General features: G+C 64.4%; 20 protein-coding genes. 17 read left to right on the top strand and 3 right to left on the bottom strand.

Features of this window, described 5'->3' with window-relative positions; genetic code table 11:
- Window positions 1–18: 18 nt before the first annotated feature.
- Genes ACFOMP_RS02960 through ACFOMP_RS03005 form a run of 10 tightly spaced genes read left to right on the top strand, consistent with a single transcriptional unit; the run spans window position 19 to window position 10,590 of the window.
- Window positions 19–471: a phage tail tube protein gene (locus ACFOMP_RS02960; protein ID WP_379027824.1), complete on the top strand. Its 453-nt coding sequence runs from the start codon at window positions 19–21 to the stop codon at window positions 469–471.
- On the top strand, window positions 471–863 hold the full coding sequence (locus ACFOMP_RS02965) for a gene transfer agent family protein (RefSeq protein ID WP_379027825.1): 393 nt from the start codon (window positions 471–473) through the stop codon (window positions 861–863). The genes ACFOMP_RS02960 and ACFOMP_RS02965 overlap by 1 nt, the downstream gene beginning before the upstream one ends.
- A gap of 38 nt (window positions 864–901) precedes the next feature.
- Window positions 902–1,033, top strand: a complete 132-nt coding sequence (locus ACFOMP_RS02970; protein WP_379027826.1) for a hypothetical protein — start codon at window positions 902–904, stop codon at window positions 1,031–1,033.
- A complete protein-coding gene (locus tag ACFOMP_RS02975) occupies window positions 1,033–3,924 on the top strand; it encodes a hypothetical protein (protein WP_379027827.1) in 2,892 nt (963 codons plus the stop codon). Before ACFOMP_RS02970 ends, ACFOMP_RS02975 begins: the two co-directional genes overlap by 1 nt.
- Entirely contained in the window at window positions 3,924–4,604 is a 681-nt protein-coding gene (locus tag ACFOMP_RS02980; protein ID WP_379027828.1) for a hypothetical protein, read from the top strand. The genes ACFOMP_RS02975 and ACFOMP_RS02980 overlap by 1 nt, the downstream gene beginning before the upstream one ends.
- A complete protein-coding gene (locus ACFOMP_RS02985) occupies window positions 4,601–5,167 on the top strand; it encodes a hypothetical protein (RefSeq protein ID WP_379027829.1) in 567 nt (188 codons plus the stop codon). Before ACFOMP_RS02980 ends, ACFOMP_RS02985 begins: the two co-directional genes overlap by 4 nt.
- Window positions 5,160–5,528, top strand: coding sequence for a DUF6950 family protein (locus ACFOMP_RS02990; RefSeq protein WP_379027830.1), 369 nt, complete (start codon window positions 5,160–5,162; stop codon window positions 5,526–5,528). The genes ACFOMP_RS02985 and ACFOMP_RS02990 overlap by 8 nt, the downstream gene beginning before the upstream one ends.
- On the top strand, window positions 5,529–7,574 hold the full coding sequence (locus ACFOMP_RS02995; protein ID WP_379027831.1) for a hypothetical protein: 2,046 nt from the start codon (window positions 5,529–5,531) through the stop codon (window positions 7,572–7,574).
- A gap of 13 nt (window positions 7,575–7,587) precedes the next feature.
- Complete coding sequence (locus tag ACFOMP_RS03000) at window positions 7,588–9,867, top strand: hypothetical protein (protein WP_379027832.1); 2,280 nt, start codon at window positions 7,588–7,590, stop codon at window positions 9,865–9,867.
- 3 nt (window positions 9,868–9,870) lie between these two features.
- Entirely contained in the window at window positions 9,871–10,590 is a 720-nt protein-coding gene (locus ACFOMP_RS03005; RefSeq protein ID WP_379027833.1) for a hypothetical protein, read from the top strand.
- A 208-nt stretch (window positions 10,591–10,798) separates the two neighbouring features.
- Here the strand turns inward: ACFOMP_RS03005 and ACFOMP_RS03010 are convergent, their stop codons facing one another.
- Window positions 10,799–11,830: a glycosyltransferase family 61 protein gene (locus ACFOMP_RS03010; protein ID WP_379027834.1), complete on the bottom strand. Its 1,032-nt coding sequence runs from the start codon at window positions 11,828–11,830 to the stop codon at window positions 10,799–10,801.
- Between the two features lie 184 nt (window positions 11,831–12,014).
- Between ACFOMP_RS03010 and ACFOMP_RS03015 the strand changes: the two genes are divergently transcribed.
- From ACFOMP_RS03015 to ACFOMP_RS03040, 6 genes are all read left to right on the top strand, one after another.
- A complete protein-coding gene (locus ACFOMP_RS03015; RefSeq protein ID WP_019351687.1) occupies window positions 12,015–12,335 on the top strand; it encodes a phage holin family protein in 321 nt (106 codons plus the stop codon).
- A gap of 436 nt (window positions 12,336–12,771) precedes the next feature.
- Complete coding sequence (locus ACFOMP_RS03020) at window positions 12,772–13,035, top strand: spike base protein, RCAP_Rcc01079 family (RefSeq protein ID WP_019351688.1); 264 nt, start codon at window positions 12,772–12,774, stop codon at window positions 13,033–13,035.
- Window positions 13,035–13,907, top strand: a complete 873-nt coding sequence (locus ACFOMP_RS03025; protein WP_379027835.1) for a glycine-rich domain-containing protein — start codon at window positions 13,035–13,037, stop codon at window positions 13,905–13,907. Before ACFOMP_RS03020 ends, ACFOMP_RS03025 begins: the two co-directional genes overlap by 1 nt.
- Window positions 13,904–14,101, top strand: a complete 198-nt coding sequence (locus ACFOMP_RS03030) for a hypothetical protein (protein ID WP_379027836.1) — start codon at window positions 13,904–13,906, stop codon at window positions 14,099–14,101. Before ACFOMP_RS03025 ends, ACFOMP_RS03030 begins: the two co-directional genes overlap by 4 nt.
- Before the next feature lie 129 nt (window positions 14,102–14,230).
- Window positions 14,231–15,055: an N-acetylmuramidase domain-containing protein gene (locus ACFOMP_RS03035; protein ID WP_379027837.1), complete on the top strand. Its 825-nt coding sequence runs from the start codon at window positions 14,231–14,233 to the stop codon at window positions 15,053–15,055.
- Between the two features lie 3 nt (window positions 15,056–15,058).
- A complete protein-coding gene (locus ACFOMP_RS03040; protein WP_379027838.1) occupies window positions 15,059–15,259 on the top strand; it encodes a hypothetical protein in 201 nt (66 codons plus the stop codon).
- Between the two features lie 118 nt (window positions 15,260–15,377).
- Here the strand turns inward: ACFOMP_RS03040 and ACFOMP_RS03045 are convergent, their stop codons facing one another.
- Complete coding sequence (locus ACFOMP_RS03045) at window positions 15,378–15,638, bottom strand: DUF982 domain-containing protein (protein ID WP_379027839.1); 261 nt, start codon at window positions 15,636–15,638, stop codon at window positions 15,378–15,380.
- 125 nt (window positions 15,639–15,763) lie between these two features.
- On the opposite strand from ACFOMP_RS03045, the gene ACFOMP_RS03050 reads away from it, so the two are divergent.
- The gene (locus tag ACFOMP_RS03050; protein ID WP_379027840.1) at window positions 15,764–16,378 is read left to right on the top strand and encodes an SOS response-associated peptidase; all 615 of its coding nucleotides are present in this window, start codon (window positions 15,764–15,766) and stop codon (window positions 16,376–16,378) included.
- A 108-nt stretch (window positions 16,379–16,486) separates the two neighbouring features.
- Here the strand turns inward: ACFOMP_RS03050 and ACFOMP_RS03055 are convergent.
- Window positions 16,487–16,829 (bottom strand): hypothetical protein (locus ACFOMP_RS03055; RefSeq protein WP_379027841.1); only part of this gene is annotated, 343 nt, incomplete at its 5' end.

The following is a 16,829-nucleotide window of genomic DNA, read 5'->3' on the forward strand; positions in this document are numbered from 1 at the left end:
TTTTCATGGAGCTGAGGCATGGCAAAACCGATTACCGAGAAGTTCGAGCAGATGACGCTCGAGGTCGCCACCGACGAGGCTGGCACCACCTGGACCAAGATCTGTGGCCTGGTGGGCGTCACGATCACGCGGTCGGCCACCTTCGACACGAGCGAGGTTCCTGCGGATTGCGATGATGAGTCGCTGCCTCTCGATCAGGAACGGGCGCTTCGATCGCTGCAGGTGTCGGTCTCTGCCGACGGTGTCTGGGCGCAACAGTCCCACGAGATGATGCTGGACTGGTTCTACGGCGGTCAGAGCAACCTCATCCGGCTCGGCAACCAGAATGCCGCGGTCGGCGATACGCAATACGAGTCGGGCCCGGCGGTCATGACTACGCTGACCAACCAGCGGACCAAGGGTCAGAAGGTCACGGCATCGATCGCGCTGGAATTCGATGGCACGCCGACCCGCCTGCCGAGGGCGGCGTGATGGCGCGCGTCGTCATGCGTTGGGCGGGCGGCGAACACGCGGTCCGCCTTGGCATCGCCGAGGCCGAGGTGATCCAGCAGAACACCGATTGCGGACCCGAATTTCTGCTGAGCCGCATCAGCCTTGGTCAGTGGGAACTTCCTCATCTGATGGAGGTGATCCGCAATGGGCTGATCGGCGGCGGCATGGACGAAATCGAGGCCAAGCGGCTTGTCGATCGTGTGGCGGCGCAGCAGCCGTGGATTGTGCTGAAGAACCCGGCCATGGAGATCCTGTCCCTCGCCCTTTACGGCCCGCCGGAGGATCCGCTGGGGGAGGATATGCCGGCGGGCGATCTGACGCAGGAATTCTCCCCCGAGGAAAATGGAAGTTCAGCATCTATTACGGCTTAGGGGCGGTGCTGGGGTTCAGTCCTCGCCAGGTGGGCGAGATGACCCCTTGGCAGTTCCGTGCCTGCCTTGATGGCTATGGCCGGGCGCATGGCTGGAAAACGAACGGAGGCGGCGCGGCAGACGCGCTGTCCGACGCCGATCTCAAGGAAATGGGCATTGTGGGCTTCTGATGGCTGAAGAACCGGATCTGATCATATCGGCGGGCTTTTCGGATGCCCAGCTTGTTGCCGAGTCCAACAAGGTCGTCGCTGCGTTCCGCAAGCGCGGCGAGGAGGCGCAGAAGGCGTTCCAGGACGCCCGAGGCCGGGTGACGAATACCCAAGCCGCGCGGGCACATGCCCGTGACCTTGATCGCCTCGCCCGGCAGTACGATCCGGTCTATCGCGCCGCCAAGCGCTATGAGGAAGAGGTCAAGCGCCTCGATCGCGCTCTGGATGTCGGTGCCATCAGCCAGCAGCGCTATACGGCCGAGGTCGCCAAAGCCGCCCGGCAGATGCACCAGGCTGGCGAGACGATGCAGGACGCAGCACGCAAGGGTCAGCAGATGGGCACCGGATGGCAGAACCTCGGCTGGCAAGTTGGGGATTTTGCCACGCAGGTCGGTGCAGGCACCAGTGCTGCACAGGCGTTGGGTCAACAGCTGCCCCAGCTCCTTGGCGGTTTCGGAACCCTGGGCGCGCTGATGGGTGCTGGTGCTGCCATTGCAGTTCCGCTTGGCGCGGCGCTGCTCAAGGTGGCGATGGATACCGAGACGCTGGACGAGAAGCTCGACAGCCTGGAGAAGACCACCGGCGCATACTTGGACGCCGTCGAGGCAGCCGAAACTCCGCTGGAACAGCTCCGCCTCCAATACGGCGATCTTGCCGACGAGATCGCCCGAGTCAACGATCTGACTGCAGTCTTGACCTCTGTTCAGGCGCGGGCTGATCTCATGGGGTCCGCCAGCAAGTTCGCCGGGACGGTGTTCCCCGGCGCGGCCGTGTCTCGCGCCCCGGGCCTTGCGGATGCGGAATGGTCCGCGGTTCAGGAGGCGCAGGCGCGAAAGCTGGCGCGGGCAACGGGCGCGAGCGTCGAGCAGGTGGTGTTGCTGCAGATGGCAATGCGCCGCCTGGAAACCAGCAACAGCATCGAAGCGGTCCGGACGGATGCCGAGTATTTTCGGGACGTGTTGATCCAGATTGCAGGTAGTGCCGAGGCGGCGGCCCAGAAGTTTCCCGAGCAGATGGGGACCCTGAACACGCTGATCACCTCGGCCGCAGATCAGCTTGCGGCAGCGGATCGCCAGCGGCGCGAGGCGCAGCAGGATCTCCTGGCAACCTATGACGCGAATACGCAGAAGCTGAAGAAGCTGGCCGATGAGCGTCGCCTGGCCGAGGAAAGCCAGACCGAGGCGGTCAAGGCGGGAAAGAGCGAACAGGCCGATGCCTATGGCAGGGTGATCAAGGCCATCGATAAGGAGGTGCAGGCGGTTCGGCAGTCGATTGCCGAGATGGACGGCACCTTCGAGGCCAGCGTCAAGCGGATGCAGGAGCTGGCCGGCGGCCTCGGCGGCACTATCAATGACGCCATCAAGCAATGGACCGGGCTCAATCTCCGCGAATGGGGTCAGGCCGGGGCCGCGGCGAATAAGGGCATCCTCGACCTGATCGCCCAGCGGGAAAGCCGCGGCGATTACAATGCCACGCTCGATAACGGGCGCTGGACCGGCGGCGCGCGCAATCTGGTCAACATGACGCTGCGAGAAATCCGCGCCCTGCAGGAATCGATGAGGACCCCGGAAAACCGGGTGCTCTATGGCAACGGTGCCGGATCGTCGGCCTTGGGCCGGTATCAGATCGTCGGTTCCACCCTTGATGATCTGATGAAGCAGCTCAAGCTGACCGGTGATGAACTGTTCACGCCCGAGTTGCAGGATCGGCTGGCGATGGAGCTGCTGCGCCAGATCAAGCCTGGTGATGTGGAAGGTATCCGCAAGGTCTGGGCGGGCCTGGAAAACGTGCCTGCGCCGCTCATCCAGCAGGCTTGGGGTCAGCAGTCCATTTCTCGGGTTGATCCTGAGGTGCAGAAGGACCTCGACAAGGAGATCAAGGATCGCGAGCGGCTTGCCGAACAGGCCCGACGGTATGGCGACCAGCTGGCCCAGAACCTGCTGACCGAAAAGGAGGCTGCTCGCCTGGCGGCCGAACAAGCCGATCAGATCGCCGCTATCAAGGCGTCCGGCATGGATGAGGAAGCACAAGCCCGCGCCATCGCGGCCGTAACCGCCGAAACCGAGCGGCAGCGGGTCGTCATGACCCTGCTGGCCGAGGCCAAGCGCCGCAATGTCGATCTCGATGCCACTCTCTCCGACGGGTCCATGACCTACAAGCAGGCGATCGAGGCGCTCGGGGAGGCCAAGAAGGCCGATATCATCGCCACACAGGAGCGGGCGATCGCAGAGGGCAAGGCTGCCGAGGCGCAGCAGCTGATGGCGGATGCGCAGCAGCAGGTCAAACAGGGCTTGCTGGATTCGATCCTGGCCGGAGAGAGCTTCGCGGACGTCCTCGCCAATGTCGGCAAGATGTTCGCGCGCGCAGCCCTCGAGGCCGCCTTGTTCAACGAGGGAGCCTGGTCCTCGGCCGGTGGTGGCAACGGGCTCCTGGGCGGCATCGTGGGTGCGATCTTCGGCGGCTGGTCGGTCGGGGGCTACACTGGCCCCGGCGGCAAGCACGAGCCGGCCGGTATCGTGCACAAGGGCGAGGTGGTCTGGTCACAGGATGATGTCCGGCGCGCTGGTGGTGTCGGCGTCGTCGAGGGCATGCGGCGCGGCTCGCGGCTCCCCGGTCTCGCCGATGGCGGCGTGGCGATGCCCAGCATGCGGCCACCTGCCTTTCCTGTCGGGTTCGCTGCGCGCCGGTCCGCCTCGATCAACGCCACCTTTGCTCCGAACATCAGCATCGCGCCCGGTGTGACGCAGGCCGAACTGGCGATGACGATGGCTGCAGCCCGCCAGGAATATGAGCAAAACTTCATGCCCATGCTGCAGAAGCACCTGCCCAGCTATAACGAGCGATATGCCTGATGTCCGAAATCATCGACTGGCCGTGCAGCCTTATCCGGGCTCTGGATGTCAGCCATTTCATCCAGTGGACCTCGCGCGAGGCCGGGGCGAACCTGGCCGGCGTTCCGCAGATCATCACGCCGAACATGGGCGCCTGGCGCGTGGACATTACCATTCCACGCGATTTCGACGGCATGAGGGTCAAGGAATTCGAGGCGCTCGTTTCGGAAATGCGAGGCCGATACAATGTCGCCAACCTCTGCATCTGCGATCCCTACAAATACGGGTCCCGGGTCAGCCCCAAGCAGCTGCCTTTCACGGACGGCACATGGTTCAGCGACGGCACGGGATTTGTCGACCCGACGCAGAGCACGGAGCCAATTGTCACCACTGCACCGGTCGCGGCAGGGGATAATCAGCTCTATGTCGATCTGACCAACCCGGTTCGGCCGTCGTTCCGTCTGGGTGACATGTTTTCGGTCAACGGCTTCCTCTATCGCGTTGTCCGGCGCAATGCCGCGGGCTGGGTCAAGTTCGAGCCTGCCGCCCGGGCGCCGATCCCGGCTGGCACCGTTCTCCAGACCGATCCGCCCCGGTTCCGGGGGCGTTTCCTGGATGACATGCAGGGCCAGCGCACCCGCCAATACCTGAAATGGGGCCAGAGCATCACCGTCTCCTTTATCGAGGCCTTCGACCGATGACGCCCGAACTGGCCGCTTTCCTCGACAGTGATCCCGAAGTGGTGCCGCTGGTCCGGCTCTTTCACCTGAATTTCGGCTCGGTCGAGTATTATCTGAACGAAACCGAGGTTCCCTTGACCTTCTCCGGCCAGACCTGGGCGCCATGCTTCGGCTGGATCGTCGCTGATCCCCTGCGCGTCTCTGCCAATCCCTTCGACGCAAACCCGGCCCATTACACGGTCTGGAATGTCGGCAACAAGGAAGGCGAGGACCTGGCCTATGAGGCGCTGAACAGCCCGGCATCATGGTCGGACAAACTGGTCAGGCAGATGTGGGCCGTTCGAGGATTTCCGAACGACGCCATCGTGGTGCATGTCGGCCGCATCGTCGATGTGAAGCCGCGCGAGGCCGAGGGGCTGGCCCAGATCAGGATCAGGGCCGAAACAATCGCCGCCGCGCGGAACTTCACGCCGCTCGGCGAATATACGGACCGGGACCAGCAGCGCCGACATCCCGGCGATCTGGGTTGCCAGTACGCGGCTTCCCTGGTCGGCAAGAAAATCAAGGGCTGGTTGGTTGGCTGACCTGGCCGCTTATGTCCAACGCACGGCCGGATTGCCGTGGGCATGGGGCCGGCAGGACTGCACGATCTGGGTTGCCGACTGGTGCATCGAGCGGTGGGGCGCCGATCCGGCGGAGCGGTTCCGGGGCCGCTACCGCAGCGAGACGGAGGCCATGTTGCTGACCGCGTCTGGATTGCTCGAAACGGTGGCGCCGGAGATCAGACTGCGCCGCAAGGCAGCCCCAGCCGAGGGCGATATCGGCGTGATCGAGTTTCGCGGCCGGGAGGTCTCGGCCATCTGGTCCGGCAGCCACTGGCTATTCCGGACCCCGCGCGGCATCGCAATGGCGCTCGGCAAGGTAATCGCAATCTGGGGTGACTGAATGCCGGCGGTAGGATCCTGGCTCGTAGCTGTGTGGACCGGCGCGAGCGCGGCCGGCGCCGTTGGCGCGGCGCTTCTGAAAACGGCCGTCGCGCTGACGGTCAATGCAGCAATCTCCAAGGTTAAGGCCCCGAAAGGGCCGCGTCCGCAGGAGCTGCAGACGGAATTGCGGTCCAGCAATGCGCAGCGTATCCGGCATCTCGGCCGGGTCCGCACCAGCGGTGCGACGATGTTCTGGGAATGGGCTCATGTCGGCGGTGAGCGGCGGCTGTTCAAGCTGCTGGCCGTCGCCGAGGGCGGCATGAACGCCGTCCTGCAGTGGTATCTGGACGGCGAGCCGGTCGAGGTCGATGTCAATGGCTACGTCACCACCGAGCCATGGGATAAGGGCAATATTCGCCTGCGGTGGCGAAAGGGCATCCCGGGCGACCAGTGGGACGGTGGGGATTGGGCCGATCTCCGTACCGCGTTTCCCAACCATTGGACCGTCGATCATCGACTTCGTGGCGTCGGCACCATCCTGGCGACTTTCGATGCGGTCGACAGCGACGATATAGCCGATGTCTACTCGGGCGGTGAGCCAGAGGTTTCCGCGCTGATCGACGGCGCGACAGCCTATTGGGCCGTGGACGGTGCCGGGATCGTCGGTCGCAACCCTGCGGTCCATCTCTCGGACATCGTGGCCAATACCGGCTATGGCGCGCTTGCCGCAGCCGATATCGATCTGACGCGGCTTGCGACCGCCCGGGCGGATTGCAATGGCACCGAACCGACGGCGGGCGGCACGAGACCGCGCTACCAGTCCGGAATCAGCTATGCGCTTTCCGACGCAATCAAGGACACCGCCCAGAAGCTGCTGGATGCGATGGGCGGCCGGGCCTGGATTTCGCCGGAGGGCAAGCTGGCGGTCGAAGCGGGAATGTGGCGCGCGCCGACGGTGACCGTCGAGGAGCGACATATCGTCGAGATGGAATACGGGGCTGGGACCGAGCGCATCAATCGCGTGACCACCCTGGTCCCGACATATGTGGCGCCACAGGTCCACTGGCAGGAGAACCCGGCCGATCCGGTGGATGACGCAGGGGCGATTGCGCTTTGGGGCGAGGGGCAGCCGAAAGGCGTGGATCTGCTGGCGGTGCAGCACCACGGGCAGGCCGCGCATCTCTGCAAGCAGATGCTGGCGCGCATGAACCCCCGGCGGCGGATGACCATCAAGCTGCGCGCCTTCGGGTTGCGGCTGGTCGGAGAACCCCGGGTCGCGGTGAACATTCCCCGCCTTGGACTGGTCGCGACGCCGTTCTGGGTGGACAGCCTGAACTTCGACGGGACCAATACCACGGTCGAGCTGATCGAGGCGGCGCCTGCGTCTTTCGACTGGACGGCAGCCGAAGAGGGGGAGCCGCCGGCCCTAGCCGAAAAGGTCAACCGCGGCGAAGCGGCTCTGGGGACCACCATCGACAGCGTCGCCGTGGTGCGAACGGAGGGCGACCCTTTCATCCGGATCGCTGGCACCTTCACGGCCAGTCCGGGCTTGATCCCCTTCGGTCAGTACAAGCGGAGCGATCAATCTGGACCATGGACGGATATGATCCGGGAAGAGGTGGTCAGCGGTTATTCGTTCCGCACCTCACCCTTAGGTGACCGGGTTGAATATGACGTGCGGACATTCATCGTAGTCGGCTTTTCCTTGCATGGGGTTCCTCGGCCTCGCTCTCCCTACACGACAGTCGGCGGCATCGAGGTGTTTGCGAATACTACCGCGCCGGACGAGCCGATGATCCTCTCAAAGAGCGGCACGGTGGGCGGAACGCTCGCGGTCACCTTCCAGCCGGACCTGGGCGCCAATTATTTCCGCACCGGCCTGTACGGTGCGGAGGCAGGTGCCGCATTCACAACGGCCGTCTTGGTCAAGTGGAATTACGACACGTCTTCGGACGTGACGATGACCGCGCCCATCCCCGTGACGGGCGCGCGCTTCTGGCTGCGTTCCGAGAATAGGTCCGCAGTCCAATCCGACCCGGTCGAGGTCGGCAGCTACCCTGCCTGAACATAGGTGAAAAATGGTCACGACGACTAAAACGCCGGGTGCGATTTACCCGAATGGATCGGCTGTCGCGAAAGACGATGTGCGCCTGTGGATGAGCGAGGTCGTTGCGCAGGTGAATGCAGAACTGCGTGCGGCACTCACGGACGGAGGCCGGGCCTTCGTCGGCCGGGCCGAGGCAGTCGCCGCTGGGCAGGAAGCCCTGCCGGCGTATGTCGGGTTGGTCTTCACCCGCGAGGGCACTGCCCTGGTCATGCGCGGGCCGTCCATGAGCAGCGACGACCCGCTATTCGCCACCTGGCCGCACTGGGGCGTTATCGCTCGGCTCAATCCCGGCGTCGCGATGCGCGATGCCGGGGTAATGACGCTGGCCAATGTCGCGGGCACCGGCGATGCGATCACGGCCGACCTGCCGGCTGCAGCCAGGGAGAATGGCGTCACGGCCACCTCCGGCACCTCGATCATCGAGATCATCCCGATCGCCTCGAATACGGGCGCGACCGAGCCCACTCTTTCGATTGACGGCGGCGCGGCGGCGGTCATCAAGTCTGAGACGGGCGCAGTATTGGCTGCCGGTCAACTAGTGGCCGGGCGCTCCTATCTCCTGCGTCGTCGCGGCGGCGCCTGGCGCATTGTCAGCGGTGGCGTCGCGTTGGCTGATCTGGACGGCGAAGCCGCAGCTCGCGCAGCGGACGTGCTGGCCCTGACGGCAGGCATCGCCGACGTGGCGAATCAACTGGAGGCTCCGAATGAGAGCGTCGAGCAAGATGCTGTCAACTGGTGGGTCTGGGATGTTCTCGGCCGGGCTCTGATGGGATGGTCGGGGACGGGCCTGCGGGCGGTGCTCGACGACTGGACCATCGAAAACGCCGCGCCGCGCATCCTCGGCGGCGACGTGGATGTGGTTCAACAGACCTCCGAAACCCTCGACGGTCGGGTGCTGGAGCGCGATGCAGCCGGCAATGCCATCTGGCTGTGGCGCAACGGCGACAAGGGCGGACTCGATGCCATCATGGCACAGGCCTTCTGGGATCGTGGCCGCATTGCCATGGACATCGAGGGCGGCCTGCTCTCGACCACGGCCATCCAGCTTTGCGGCGTCAACGGCCAATCACTCACGGTCGGCGGAGATTACCTGGCGGGGCTGACCCGGGCCGCTCTGGAAGCCTTCATGGGGGATGGCTGCCTGCAGCTGTCTGGCACGCTGTTCGGCGACAACGTGCCGATTGTCGACACGCTCGGACCGCGTTCCAAGGGCTATAACCCATCCGTGCCGGCGACGGGGACGGAGCGGGCCCGACCCGGGGCGGCATCCGCCGGCATGGCCTTCCCGACCTTCGCAATCCTCAATGCGCATCGTCGCGACCTCGGTCTGCCCATGGTTCCGATCCTGACCTCGTGCCACGGCATTCCGGGCATCCTCATCGAGGACATGGACGACGACGAGGCGACCGGGTCAGGGGCCACTACCGTCTGGAACAACTTCAGCTTCTGGAACGCCCAGGCGAAGGCGGTTGCGGATGCTGCCGGCAAGGACATTCTGCCGGGATGGCACCTTTGGGACCATGGCACCTCGGCCAAGTCGTCGCCCCGTGGCGGCTACCTTGGCAAATGGTGGGCGTTGCAGGCGGACAGCATTGCCTATTGGCGTTCGCAAGGGTTGCAGCCGCCACGCTACTGCATGACGCAACCGAGCGGCGACGCCAACACCACCAATGACGGCGCGACGGGCTGGTCCGTCTGCGACGACATCCTCGATATCGTCGAGCAGGGCGGTGCGGTCCTCGGCACCTGCCAGCACTGGTACGAGATCGCCGACAACAACGTGCATCCGGATGCGGTTGGCACCGCCCTGGCCTCCGAGACCTGCGCCTGGGCCATGGCCGAGGTCGAGGCGGGGCGGGCATGGTCGATCCTGCGACCCCGGGTGCTATCGAATGCCGGCGGCGCGTTGACGGTGCGTTTCGACAGCCTGCGCGAGGACGAGGTGCTGGAGATCGAGGGCGCGGCCAAATATGGCGGTGCCGGGATCGACGCGCATCTGGGCTTCGAGCTGACCGGCGGTGCGGTCACCGGCGTCACCGTGCGCGGCCATGTCGTGGTGTTGCAATACACCGGCGCGCCGACCGCGCTGCGCTATGCCATGCAGGTCCAGGACGTCACCGGCATCCCGGGCAACCGCTACACCGCACATCGCGGCCTGCTGCGCACCAGCCTGCAGAAGCCCTCGAAGATCCTGCCTGGCCGCATGCTTCAGCGCGCGGTCCCTTCCTTCACCCTCTCGCTCGGAGCTTGATCCATGCGCTTGAAACTCGACTTCGCAGCTCAGGACGGCACGCATTTCGGGGATGTTAAGATCCTCGATGAGATGCTTGCCGCGATCCCAAATCCGGTCGATTACTGGGATGCTACCGCCGCAAGCGTGACGACCACCGGCGGCAGGGTATCGGCCTGGACCGGGAAGCTAGGGCGGCAGTTCGTTCAGACCACCGCAGCCCGCCGCCCGGTTTTCACCGGCAACGGGCTGCGCATGGCCAATTCGGACGGCAACACAGCGGAGGCGATTTTTACACTGGCCGGCGCGCAGATCGGCGAGCAGACGGCGCTGACCATCGCGACCAGGGTACGGATCGCCGCGCCGGCCTTGGATGTCGACGGTCAGTATCTCTGGGCAGGTTCATCCCCGATCCTGCGGGTCATGTATCGCGACTCAGGCAACAACTACATCCGCAGCCAGATCCTCAGCTCTGCGAACTCCAACATCGATGTCGATATTCCCGAGGCTCAGGCTGACATTGGCGTGATCATGGTGGCCAACGGCACCAGCTTCTCCATGCATGTCGCCGGCTTCGGCACGGGGTCATTCGAGGCAGCGGCCAATGCGAGCTTTTCCAACCTGTTCCTGGGATCGGCGACGGGTGTCACGCCCACCCTTGTCGGCTGGCAAAAGCGGTTCGGGGTGTGGCGACACGTCCCTACTGCGGATGAGCTCGCAACCTTGCTGAAATGGGTGGCATGACTGCTTGTCTACGGTTCAGTGCTGCCGGAAAGCGTGAGCTTTGCCCGCACGCTCCAACGCTATGCAGCCGCGGCATTCCGACTGCTCAGACAGCTTCGGGATGAACCAGGCACCGCATGTCACGCATTCCTTGGTTCCAGCCGGAGGATCATAATCGCACTCTTCGGGATCGAGAATTCCGTCATCATAATCGTATAGGTACTGCATTTCAGGCCCCCTGCTTGGCGAGCTTCTTACGGGTGCGGGCGAGGGTTTCTTCGGCATCGCGCCGGACGAGCGGTTCCTTGCTTTTCTCTTCGGCCCACTTGAGGGCGCCGGAGAAGCGGGCCGGACTGGATGCGATCCATCTCGCTGGGTCCGAAATGAACCCGGTGCCGACCAAGGCCTTTTTCACGGCGTCGCCATCCAGTTCGCCCCAGCTGGTGTGGTTCGGCATCTTCTGCCGTTCCGGCATCCAGTCTGCGGCAACGGCCTCGATGACGGTCGGTGCTCGGCCTGTGAAGGCCCGTAAGTGCGCGGCGATGTGCTCATAGGCCGGGTGGTTGCGCCTGGTCACGATACAGATGTCTTGTTCGGGAGTGGCGACATAGCCCAGGACATGAAAGGCCGAGCTGTCGAGGCCGATGATTTTCTTCGCGCTCTTGAACAGGGAGAGTTGCTCCCGGAAGGGCAGCTTTTCGGGGAAGATCGGCGTATAGCCTTGGGCGATCAGATTCTCCTCGAGCAGCGGCTCGTCGATGATGCCGCCCTTCCCATTGAACCGCGTCCGCGAGATGTAGATTTTTTCCACTTTTCTGGGCTCTACATCCTGCATCGCGCGCTGGACGAATGCACGGAATTCGGGCGTGCCTGCAGAGATGTTACCGATCCCGAACCCCTGACCGGCAACGAGCAGGCCCTCAACCTCGGTTGGCTCGCGCAGGATCTGAACCTTCGAATTCGGAAGGAACAGGTCCAGGATATCGGCCTGATAGGTTGCGAAATCCTTCAGCTTGCCGTGGCGCGGTGTGAACAGGACGCTGTCGATGCCTTCCTGTTCAGCCGCCCAGAGGCGCGAAACGGTCTCGACCAGGAAATGGCCGAAGTGACCGAAATAGATGCCGCCCCAGAGGTGCTTACCGGACAGACGATGCTCAGCCTCAGGCGGTTCGGCGATCGGCAGGGTGACCCTGATTCCCTCCCGCCAAGTGGCGGCCTCTGGAATGTCACCACCGGCCCAAACGCCCGGTGCGTCATCCATGTCCTCCGCCGGGCACACTGTTGCGCCTTGCAAATGCAGGACTTCGCGTGACCAACCGGTCTCGGGTAGAGGCTCATCAATCATATCAGCTGCTTCAAGGGACGGGGTGGAGACGTGGGGCAAATGTAGACCGTCCTGGTTAATACCGCCACCCCGGCAATCGACTGCAATTTACGGAGAGACGATGGACACCCCACCCGAGCCCGGCTTGATCGAGGCCATGAACAAGTTGTTCGGCGGCGCAGCGACAACGCTGCTGGCCGCATTTTCCGGACGGCTCATGTATCATGCCGGCGAGGTCCGGGCAAAGCGGCGGCCGATCTGGTCCCGCGATTTGGCCTGGGAATTGCCGACTTGCATAGGAATGGCAATGGTTGGCGACGGATTGGCCGATTATCTCGCACTCACTGACACGCAATCAGTGGCCTTGGTTGCGGTCCTGTCCTATCTCGGCCCTCGAGGCGCGGGGGCGGTACTCGAACGCTGGGCAGACCGACGCCGCTGATCAGTCCTCGACGGTGATCCTCAGTTCCTTCGACACCAGATCGTCCAGCGCCGCAAGATGACGGTGTCGAGAAAAGACGAGGCCCGCCAGTTTTCTGGCGGGGCCCCAAGGGTTGCGGCACTAAGGGCCGCAGGTAACATCGCACTGGTAACGGTCACGTAATTAAACTCTGAACGTCAGATGGAAATAGGCAAATTTGCCCAGCATCTGCCCATTGGTGCGACAGGCATTTGGATTGGGATGTTCGTTGAACGTTCGCGGAACTCATCTAAACCGTTGCGTTCAATATTGGGGTAAACAGAGACCGTACCCGGAACAATTCGATAGTAGCTCCCATACCGTTCCGCGTCGCGTGGGAACGGTATTCGCGGCCGTGTGCTGCTCTTCTCAACCCAACGCACCCACCCAAAGGGCGCCATCATCATGAGGTAGACCTATGCCCGGAAATCGGTTCAGCCCTTATTCGCTCGGCGCGAACGCGTCAGCGATCGGCTCTTATGCCATCACACCCAGCGATGGCGACGACCTGCCCGAGGTCATCCGCGCCGTGACCCTTGGTGGGTCCGGCACGCTGGCCTGGCGCGGTCTCGATGGCCAGACCTATGAGACGGCCGCTCTGCCGGCCGGCACCTATGCGGTGAGCGCGGATCGGATCCTGGCCACCGGCACGACGGCCACCGACATCACGGGGTGGGTCTGATGTTCATCGGTCTGGCGCTTGGTCTGGGCCTGCTGCCGGGATCCGCAACTACGACCGGCCCCTCGCCGCTGCCCACGCTCACCGTCACGAACGGCATCATCACGCCGTTCTCGCGCGGCGGCGTAAATTACATCGAGGTGCTGTGGCAGCGATCGGGGTCGTTCACATTGACCCATGCCGTCACCGGCAACCTGGCTCTTGCTGCGGGCGGGGCCAACGGCGGTCTGAGCACCTCGGGCTGGGTGCCGGCAGGCGGCGGCGCCGGGCAGCTGATCGAGCAGACCGGGAAGCTGTTTGCGGCGGGGAACTATTCAATGTCGATCGGTGCTGGCGCACCCCGCGCCAATAAGACTGGCGGAGCCGCATCAAACGGCAGCCCGTCGCAACTCGTCTGCCCCAACGAAACGCTCGACGCGCTTGGAGGCGGCAAGGGCGGGCAGTCCGGCAGCGTAGATGGTGAAAACGGCGGAAACGGCGGGGGGGCGGCTGCGGCCGGATCAACCATGGGCTTGCCGGGGTCCGGGGCGACGGGTGGCTTTCCCGGCGGTGCCGCAAATGCCAGCACCGATGTGCAGCAACGCTCTGCTGGCGGTGGTGGCGGCGCAGATGGCGCGGGCGGGGATGGAACGCCGTCTCTTGGCGGGCCGGGTGGGCCCGGGAGGCTCCTTGGCTGGATTGCAAACCCCGTGGAGGTTTGTCGAGGGGGCAAAGGCCATCGGACTGTGACGCCCGTATCCTCGCCCGACGAGACGTGGGGCAGCGGTTCCGGTGGCTGCTACTACGGGGCGGACGAGCAATACGCGGGCGCGGGCGGGAATGGGTTCGGCATCCTCGTGGTGCGCGCCGATCAGGTGCAGGTGGTGACGGCATGATCTACGTCGCGAAAATCGAGAATGGCTTGGTTGCCCAGGTGACAGTCGAAGCTGATGGCTTGGCCGCGCCTGAAGGTTGGGCCGTGGTCGGTCCGGAAAATGCAGTTGGTATCGGCTGGAGTTATGCGGATGGGCAGTTCATCCCGCCGCCGCCGATGGATGAGGAGGGGTCCGAAGCCTCGGGCACTCACTAACCAAATCACTCGTTACCGGTCGAAAACCGAGAAATCGGCCATTCGGTTCCGCCAATGGCCTGTACTTTGTCAGGTATCGACCAGTCAGCAGCTGCCCCGCCTCGCGCGGGGCTTTTCATTGGAGAGACCATGTACCCAGCTGGGTTCAAGGGCCGTGCGCAGCGGCTCACCGATATCGACGTGGCCCGCGTCGGCCGGATTATCGGTGTGGGCGAGGATGAGATCCGCGCCGTGATCGAGGTCGAGACCTCGGGCGGCGGCTTCGACAGCCAGGGCCGGCCGAAGATGCTCTTCGAGCCGCATGTCTTCTGGCGCGAGCTCGGGCCGGGCCAGAAACGCACCGCAGCCGAGGCCTCTGGCCTCGCCTATCAGCGGTGGGGCAGCGCACCTTATCCCAAGGATAGCTACCCGCGCCTGGCGCTGGCCATCAAGATCGATGCCAATGCCGCGCTGCGCTCGGCCAGCTGGGGCCTTGGCCAGATCATGGGCTTCAACCACCGCGCCGCCGGCTACGCCACGCCGGGCGATATGGTCGAGGCCTTCTGCGCCAGCGAGGCGGCCGGCCTCGAAGCGATGATCAGCTTCATCATCAGCGAGGGGCTGGACGATGAGCTGCGGCGCCACGACTGGGCCGCTTTCGCCCGCGGCTACAACGGCGCCGGTTACGTGACCCATGGCTATCACACCAAGCTCAAGGCGGCGTTCAAGCGCTGGCAGGCCATCCCGGATGCCTTTGCGCCAGCCTGCCCGAAGATCGGCCTCGGCTCGCGCGGCGCGGCCGTGCGCGCGGCACAGGAGCGCCTGACCACGCTCGGCTTCGATGCCAAGGGCATCGACGCGATCTTCGGCGCCAATACCTACGCCGCCGTCCGCGCATTCCAGAAATCCGCCGGCCTCGTCCAGGACGGCATCATTGGCCCCAAGACCTGGGCCGCACTTACCAAGGAGACCTGACCTATGAATTCCGTTTTCGTTCGCATGGCAATCTATGTCCTGTCGCCGCTGCTCACCATGCTGGCCGGCCTGCTGGGCGGCTGGGGTGTCACCTATGACGCCGCCACGCATATGCTGTCGATCAATGTCGAGGCAGTGATCGGCACCGCAGTTGCGGCCGCTGGCCTCTCCGGTGCGATCTTTGCGAGGTGGGGGGTGCGGTAGCACTCAACAGGGCGTTTGAGTTGGCCGGGGGCACTGGCCGGCCAACCATCGTCACCGCGTTACTGGATAAGGGTCGAGTATGCCCTGATACCGGCGCTCGGGGAACTTGACTTTTCAGTCAAGAATCTCGGACGTAGACGCCGGCGGCCGTCAGCGCGGCGATGAAATCCGCCCGGGCCTGTTCGGGATCGGCGGCCCCGCTTTCGAGGCCGAGACAGGCCAGCGCGGCTATCTGATATTCAGGGTCGCCCTGGTCGCAATGCGCCAGCAGGGCCTCGCCCATCCCGCGCGCATTGTTCACCGTGCGGAACCTGCCGATGCCTTCCTCGAAGGTGACTGGCCTGATCGTTTTCGCACTCGGCATCTGGCCACCTCGCATTGCTGACCCCTCGCAACCCGCCGGTCGCGGAATTGTTCCGCTAGCCCCCGTCCCGGTTCGCCCGGGCGGGGGCCTCATTGCGTTTCTGGGCTTGCGAAATCGCACCGCCGCCGCATTCTGCTCGCATGTGCAACCTCTACAAGACCCGCACCACAGCAGACGAGGTGCGCCGGACCTTCCCGGCCCGGGACCGCACTGGCAACGCTGCATGGCAGGAAGACGTGTATCCCGACCGCCTTGCGCCCATCATCCGGCACGGCGAAGACGGCCCCGAGATTGCCCAGGCGCGATGGGGCATGCCGACGCCTCCTCAATACCTGCCCGCATCTGGTCGCGACAGCGGCGTGACGAACATTCGCAACGTCGGATCACCGCACTGGCGCCGATGGCTCGGCCCCGAGAACCGCTGCCTTGTGCCGGTGGTGCGTTTCAGCGAGCCCGGCGCTGACCGCAAGCCGGTCTGGTTCGAGCCGGCCGACCGCGAGCCGATCATGTTCGCAGGCATCCAAACGCGAGGCTGGACGAGCATTCGCAAGGTCAAGGACGGGGCCACGACCGACGACCTGTTCGGCTTCCTAACCTGCCAGCCCAATGCCGAGGTCGGCGCGGTCCACCCCAAGGCCATGCCGGTGATCTTGCGGACGCCGGGCGAGTGGGAGGCCTGGTTGTCCGCGCCCTGGGATATCGCCAAGCATCTGCAGCGGCCGCTGCCCGACGGCACGCTTCAGCTGTTGACCTGACCGCGTGCCGTGACGGCGTTGTGATGGGGGCCATCTAGACTTATTTGTTCTTGATGTGTTCTCATTGGGCGAGATGGAATCAGCCCCGGGAGGCCGAAGATGCAGCTGCTAGGAAACGTACTGGCCGTTGAGCCGGAAATGCCGATTGAAGCCCATGTGCGCCGGTTCTTGGACTACCGGTTCGATGGTCATGCAATCGTTGATCTGATCGCGCAGGACGAGGCTGAGGTCCACTGGATTGCCACGATACATGCGCCAGGTGCGGGGCAGGCCGAGGTCACGCTGCGCGCAGAGTTGATCGAGGACGATCAGTTCCTCGCTTTCGATCTGATCGACGGCAGCGGCGCTCGCTGACGCCGAGACGCCAGCGCTATGAAACTGCGGGTGATTCGCGATTGGGAACGCCGCTGGCGCTTCCGGCCGGTGCGCGCCATCGGCGGCTATGTGATCG

It is taken from the genome of Paracoccus simplex, from assembly GCF_042648325.1.
GTDB classification, from domain to species: domain Bacteria; phylum Pseudomonadota; class Alphaproteobacteria; order Rhodobacterales; family Rhodobacteraceae; genus Paracoccus; species Paracoccus simplex.

Bases quoted from the DNA above. Each gene is read 5' to 3' on its own strand.
- ACFOMP_RS02960 (WP_379027824.1), top strand. From the start codon at position 19: ATGGCAAAACCGATTACCGAGAAGTTCGAGCAGATGACGCTCGAGGTC.
- ACFOMP_RS02965 (WP_379027825.1), top strand. From the start codon at position 471: ATGGCGCGCGTCGTCATGCGTTGGGCGGGCGGCGAACACGCGGTCCGC.
- ACFOMP_RS02970 (WP_379027826.1), top strand. From the start codon at position 902: ATGACCCCTTGGCAGTTCCGTGCCTGCCTTGATGGCTATGGCCGGGCG.
- ACFOMP_RS02975 (WP_379027827.1), top strand. From the start codon at position 1,033: ATGGCTGAAGAACCGGATCTGATCATATCGGCGGGCTTTTCGGATGCC.
- ACFOMP_RS02980 (WP_379027828.1), top strand. From the start codon at position 3,924: ATGTCCGAAATCATCGACTGGCCGTGCAGCCTTATCCGGGCTCTGGAT.
- ACFOMP_RS02985 (WP_379027829.1), top strand. From the start codon at position 4,601: ATGACGCCCGAACTGGCCGCTTTCCTCGACAGTGATCCCGAAGTGGTG.
- ACFOMP_RS02995 (WP_379027831.1), top strand. From the start codon at position 5,529: ATGCCGGCGGTAGGATCCTGGCTCGTAGCTGTGTGGACCGGCGCGAGC.
- ACFOMP_RS03000 (WP_379027832.1), top strand. From the start codon at position 7,588: ATGGTCACGACGACTAAAACGCCGGGTGCGATTTACCCGAATGGATCG.
- ACFOMP_RS03005 (WP_379027833.1), top strand. From the start codon at position 9,871: ATGCGCTTGAAACTCGACTTCGCAGCTCAGGACGGCACGCATTTCGGG.
- ACFOMP_RS03010 (WP_379027834.1), bottom strand. From the start codon at position 11,830: ATGGATGACGCACCGGGCGTTTGGGCCGGTGGTGACATTCCAGAGGCC.
- ACFOMP_RS03015 (WP_019351687.1), top strand. From the start codon at position 12,015: ATGGACACCCCACCCGAGCCCGGCTTGATCGAGGCCATGAACAAGTTG.
- ACFOMP_RS03020 (WP_019351688.1), top strand. From the start codon at position 12,772: ATGCCCGGAAATCGGTTCAGCCCTTATTCGCTCGGCGCGAACGCGTCA.
- ACFOMP_RS03025 (WP_379027835.1), top strand. From the start codon at position 13,035: ATGTTCATCGGTCTGGCGCTTGGTCTGGGCCTGCTGCCGGGATCCGCA.
- ACFOMP_RS03030 (WP_379027836.1), top strand. From the start codon at position 13,904: ATGATCTACGTCGCGAAAATCGAGAATGGCTTGGTTGCCCAGGTGACA.
- ACFOMP_RS03035 (WP_379027837.1), top strand. From the start codon at position 14,231: ATGTACCCAGCTGGGTTCAAGGGCCGTGCGCAGCGGCTCACCGATATC.
- ACFOMP_RS03040 (WP_379027838.1), top strand. From the start codon at position 15,059: ATGAATTCCGTTTTCGTTCGCATGGCAATCTATGTCCTGTCGCCGCTG.
- ACFOMP_RS03045 (WP_379027839.1), bottom strand. From the start codon at position 15,638: ATGCGAGGTGGCCAGATGCCGAGTGCGAAAACGATCAGGCCAGTCACC.
- ACFOMP_RS03050 (WP_379027840.1), top strand. From the start codon at position 15,764: ATGTGCAACCTCTACAAGACCCGCACCACAGCAGACGAGGTGCGCCGG.